This is a genomic window from Archangium sp. (assembly GCF_036388035.1).
Classification (GTDB): Bacteria; Myxococcota; Myxococcia; order Myxococcales; family Myxococcaceae; genus Archangium.
In genome coordinates this window covers 1-4,775 of sequence record NZ_DASVSO010000827.1, presented here as the reverse complement: position 1 = coordinate 4,775, position 4,775 = coordinate 1, and the positions used below count along the sequence as shown (strand labels likewise).

The window sequence follows — 4,775 nt, the reverse complement described above, 5'->3', positions numbered from 1 at the left end:
CCAAGGAGATGCGCGGCTGCCCCGATCCGGACAAGGACAGCGACGGCCTGGTGGACCGCCTGGACCTGTGCCCGGAGCAGGCCGGCCCCCAGGAGACGCGCGGCTGCCCCGACGTGGACACGGACGGCGACGGCCTGGTGGATCGCCAGGACGTGTGCCCAGCCCAGGCCGGCCCCAAGGAGATGCGCGGCTGCCCGGATCCGGACAGCGACAGCGACGGCATCCCGGACCGCGTGGACGTGTGCCCGACCGAGCCCGGCGTGAAGGACGAGCGCGGGTGCGCCAAGAAGTACAAGATGGTCGTCGTCAAGAAGGACAAGATCGAGATCAAGAAGCAGATCAAGTTCGCGTCCGGCTCGGCGAAGATCATCGGCAAGGAGAGCTTCGCCATCCTCGACGACGTGGCGCAGGTGCTCCGCGACATGCCGATCATCAAGAAGATCCGCATCGAGGGCCACACGGACTCGCTCGGCAAGGACCTGGCCAACCTGAAGCTGTCCCAGGCGCGCGCGGACTCGGTGATGGCGCAGCTGCTCAAGCGCGGCATCGACCCGGGCCGGATGGACGCCGTGGGCTTCGGTGAGGAGAAGCCCATCGACAACAACGGGACGGCGAAGGGTCGCGCGAACAACCGCCGCACCGAGTTCAACATCGTCGAGCAGTAACCCCCCTCCCCCACCGGGAGGGACTCGAGGAGAGGGTGCCGCGCCCGAGAGGTCGCGAGCACCCTCTTCCTTTTTCGGGCCGCGCCCCTGGGTCAGTCCTTCAGCAGCTCGTGGAGGACTTCGGTGGCGTAGGAGCCCTTGGGCAGCTCGAAGGTGAGCACCAGGTCCTCCCCTTCCACCTCCAGCGAGGGGTTGCCGAGCCGCACCCGGTAGGGCCTGCGCCCGCCCTGGGTCTCGTCCCCACCACGCCGGAAGTCGTCCAGCGTCACGCCCTCGTCCGCGAGCAGCTTCGCCTCGGCCTCGGCCACGGCGTGGGCGGTCGCGGTCATCTTCGGCCCGAAGAGGGGCCCGGCGGGGCTCACCTCGAAGGCGGCCACGCGGGGCACGTCCACCTCGGGGGCCTCGCAGACGAAGAGGCCGCCCGAGTCCTCCTTGCGCAGCACGTCACCCAGGAGCGCCGTGTCGAAGGTGCCCGCGCGCAGCCGCTCCACGAGGGCCCGGTTGAAGAGGCGGGACTGGAAGGCGGAGAGGTACAGCTTGCGCTGGAACTTGTCGGGCCGGCGCGGCAGCCGCTGGCCGAGCACCAGCAGGCGGCCGAAGTCCGCGTTGTCGCCCTCGCGGCCGAAGCGCTGCTCGCCGAAGTAGTTGGGCACGCCACGCGTGGCCAGCCGGGTGAAGCTCTCCCGGGCCGCGCCCACGTCCTTCACGCCCCGGAGGCGCAGCCGGAAGCGGTTTCCCCGCAGGTGCCCGGTGCGCAGCTTGTTGCCGTGGCGCCGGCTCCACAGGACGCTCACGCCCTCCAGGGAGAAGTCGGGCAGGCGCGCCTCACCCCGCGCGGGCACGGAGAGGAGCTGCCGGGTGATGGCCTGCCGGTCCTTCATGCCGGCCACGCCCACCTCGCCCTCGTCCACGCCCAGGGCGGAGGCCAGGGCCTTCACCACCTCGCGGGTGTCCCGGCCACGCTTCTCCACCCAGAGGTAGAGGTGCTCCCCCTCCCCCGAGGGCTGGTAGGCGGGCAGCTCCTCCACCTCGAAGTCCTCGGGGACGAGCTTGAAGGCGCCGCCGCACCCCGGCACGTCCGCCGTCAGCCGGGGCAGTGGGTCGCTCATGAGCCGCCGAGGGTGGCGAGCATGTCCTTCACGCGCCGGGCGAGGTCCTCGTCCGCGCGTGACTCGAGCAGCTCACCCGCCTGGAAGAGGAGGAAGAACATCACGTCGCTGAGCGCCTGGCGGAAGGCCACCAGGGGCTCGGAGCCCAGGGCGCCGCGGTGGCGCTCGTAGGCCTCCAGCAGCCGGCCGTCCGGCAGGCTCCCGTCCTGAGCGAAGACGAGCCCCTCCAGCACCGGCGACGAGGACAGCGCCTGGCCCGAGAGCGCCGCGTTGGCCGAGGCGATGAACTCGCGCGCCAGGCCCTGCTTGGACACCTCGGCGGCGATCTCCCGGAAGATGCGGTTGAAGACGCGCACCACCTCGCGTGAGTCCACCACGACGGGCCGGGCGGGCTCGGGGGAGCGCAGCCCGGACTGCGAGGAGCGCACCGAGGGGATGCCGGTGGAGGACGGGCGCACCACGGGGATGCCCATGATGCTGCGCGGGCGCGCCGTCGGAATGTTGGAGATGGACTGCGCCGTGCCGCCCAGGGGCTTGTCCGAGAGCGAGACGAAGCCGCCCTCGAGCAGGCCGTAGATGACCTTGGTGACGTCGAACTCGGACAGCCGGGCGGCCTGCCCCAGGTCCAGCACCGTGCGGCGGCCGTCCACCAGCGCGAGCACCTTGTCCTCGTCCGCCTCCAGCTTGGCCATCGTCTGGCCCTTGCGCAGCACGTAGAGGCGGCTGTGGGGGATGCGTTTGCGGAAGTGCGCCAGCTCGTCGATCTTCCGGATGCTGTCCATGAGCAGGCTCTGGGTGGAGAGCTGGATGTTGTGGCCCAGCTTGTCCTCCACCGGCTGGTCGATGAGGAAGAAGCTCCCCTCGCGGCACAGGACGATGGCGTGGAAGATCTCACTCACCTGGTGGGTGACGCACTTGAAGAGGTCATGCGCCTGCAGGAGGCCCCGCTCCACCAGGGTGCGGCCAATCTTGGAGGGCGGCTGCTCGCGCAGCACGGTCTCGAGCTGGGAGCGCTCCACGTAGCCCAGGCGCACGAGCACCTCGCCGAGCCGGTCCGCCGCCACGTCCGAGGTGGCGCCCCGCACCTCGCCATCCCGGAGGACGACGGAGCGCTCGCCGCCGGGCGCCTGCACGCGGACGATGCCGTTCCAGCGCGACTGGCTCAGGAAGGCGATGAGGTCCGAGATGGGAAAGCCGGACGCGTCCCCGGACATCACCACGCGCGGGGTGGGCAGGGAGCCGCCCTCGGCCGGAGTGCGCGAGAAGACGAGCAGATCCGGCGCGGTGGGCTGCAGCACGTACGAGCCTGAGCGGCCCGCCAGCGGCTGCGTCTGCCCCCCCTGCCGCTCGTCGGGGACGAGCTGGGAGCCATCGATGCGGAAGCGTTGACTCATGAGGCCGTCAGTCGGCGGCCCACGCGTTGCCGTTCGCGCGCCACTCGAGCTCGTCTTCCAGGGAGTGGGTGAGCGCGTCCTCGGACAGGCCCATCTGCGCGTCGTAGTGGCGGCCGTTGAAGAAGAGGCTGGGCGTGCTGTTGACCTTCGCCGACAGGGCCAGCGCCTTGTACTTCTCCAGCTCCTTCGCGTAGGTGCCGGCCTGCAGCGCCTTCTGCAGCTCGGCGCCCTTGAGGCCCAGCTTGTTGGCGATCTCGATGATCTTCGCGGGGGCGAGGTTCTGCGCGTTCTCGAAGAGGGCGTCGTGCATCTCCCAGTACTTGCCCTGGTCGCGCGCCCACAGCGCCGCCTGGCCGGCGGGCACCGCGTTGGCGTGCATGGGCAGCGGGAAGGGCACGGTGCACAGGCGCACCTTGCTGGCGTTCTTCTTCGCGAAGGCCTCGATCAGGGGGCGGGCCTTGCCGCAGTAGGGGCACTCGAAGTCGAAGAACTCCACCAGCGTCACCGTCGCCTTGGCGTCGCCCATGCACATGCGCGGGTCCACCTCCAGCTTCGGCCGGGGCTGACGGAAGGCGGCGTAGTACTCGGAGAGGGCCACGATGATGTCCGTGGCGGGCACGCCGGCCACGGCCTGCTGGGCGGCGACCCGGGCCATGCGCCTGGCGTGCTTGCAGGTCGTGTGGCCGCGCAGGCACTGCCCCAGGGTGTGGGGGCAGCCGCAGTAGCAGAACTCATCGGAGAGGACGGTGGACAGCTCTCGCCTTGCGGCCGACGGCAGCGCGGAGAAGTCCATGCCCGGGATGCCGGAGAGGGCATCTCCCGAGGCGGGAGCGGCGGCCGGCGGGGGCGTGGGAGGCGCCGCGGGAGCGGGCTTGGAGGCGGCCGGCTGAGGCGGCGCGGCGGCCTCGGAGTTCTTGGAGCAGGCGACGGCCATCAGCGCCACGGAGAGCGCCAGGAGGACACGGTTGCGGCGGGAGGGAAGCACGGCGCCGGTCTTAGCCATGCGCGCGGGGCTTGTAAAGCAACCCCGGCTCTGCCAGGGAGGACGCCGCGATATGCCCAGAATCCTCCTGCTGCACACCGGCGGCACGCTGGGGATGGCCGGAGGCCGGCCGTCCGCGCTGCGTCCCGCGGCCTTCTTCAAGACGCTCAAGTCCCGCTGCCCCGAGCTCTTCCAGGTCGCCGACATCGAGCTGGAGCTCTTCTCCAACCTGGACAGCTCGGAGATGCAGCCCGAGCTGTGGAGCCGGCTCGCCGCCCACCTGCACCGCCGGTTGCCGGACTTCGACGGCGCGGTGGTGACGCATGGCACGGACACCCTCGCCTACACCGCGAGCGCCCTCTCCTTCATGCTCCCCGGGCTGCCCAAACCGGTGGTGCTGACGGGCTCGCAGCGGCCTCTGGGTGAAATCCGCTCGGACGCGCGGCTCAATCTCATCGACGCGGTGCTGTCCGCCCTCCAGGGCCCGCCCGAGGTGAGCATCTGCTTCGACTCCCACCTCTACCGCGGCAACCGCACCCGCAAGGTGAAGGTGTCCGAGTACGACGCCTTCGAGAGCCCCAACTTCCCGCTGCTGGGCATCCTCGGAGTGGACGCCACCTTCGCT

Annotated in this window: 5 protein-coding genes; 2 read left to right on the top strand and 3 right to left on the bottom strand. The window is 70.8% G+C overall.

Annotated elements, in window-relative coordinates:
• A partial coding sequence (locus VF697_RS34140) for an OmpA family protein (protein ID WP_331101626.1) occupies window positions 1-665 on the top strand: 665 nt, incomplete at its 5' end.
• A gap of 92 nt (window positions 666-757) precedes the next feature.
• Here the strand turns inward: VF697_RS34140 and truD are convergent.
• The 3 genes from truD to VF697_RS34125 are packed head-to-tail and all read right to left on the bottom strand — an operon-like array spanning window position 758 to window position 4,171.
• A complete protein-coding gene (gene truD, locus VF697_RS34135; RefSeq protein WP_331101624.1) occupies window positions 758-1,774 on the bottom strand; it encodes a tRNA pseudouridine(13) synthase TruD in 1,017 nt (338 codons plus the stop codon).
• Window positions 1,771-3,168 carry a DUF4388 domain-containing protein gene (locus VF697_RS34130; protein WP_331101622.1) on the bottom strand — a complete coding sequence of 466 codons (1,398 nt, stop codon included), beginning with the start codon at window positions 3,166-3,168 and terminating at the stop codon, window positions 1,771-1,773. The genes truD and VF697_RS34130 overlap by 4 nt, the downstream gene beginning before the upstream one ends.
• Before the next feature lie 7 nt (window positions 3,169-3,175).
• Complete coding sequence (locus VF697_RS34125; protein WP_331101620.1) at window positions 3,176-4,171, bottom strand: DsbA family protein; 996 nt, start codon at window positions 4,169-4,171, stop codon at window positions 3,176-3,178.
• A 52-nt stretch (window positions 4,172-4,223) separates the two neighbouring features.
• Between VF697_RS34125 and VF697_RS34120 the strand changes: the two genes are divergently transcribed.
• Window positions 4,224-4,775, top strand: a 552-nt coding sequence (locus VF697_RS34120) for an asparaginase domain-containing protein (protein WP_331101618.1), incomplete at its 3' end; no start/stop codon positions are given.

What these genes read in the sequence shown, in the direction of transcription:
- VF697_RS34125 (WP_331101620.1), bottom strand. Translation starts at nt 4,171, where the DNA reads ATGGCTAAGACCGGCGCCGTGCTTCCCTCCCGCCGCAACCGTGTCCTC.
- VF697_RS34130 (WP_331101622.1), bottom strand. Translation starts at nt 3,168, where the DNA reads ATGAGTCAACGCTTCCGCATCGATGGCTCCCAGCTCGTCCCCGACGAG.
- truD (WP_331101624.1), bottom strand. Translation starts at nt 1,774, where the DNA reads ATGAGCGACCCACTGCCCCGGCTGACGGCGGACGTGCCGGGGTGCGGC.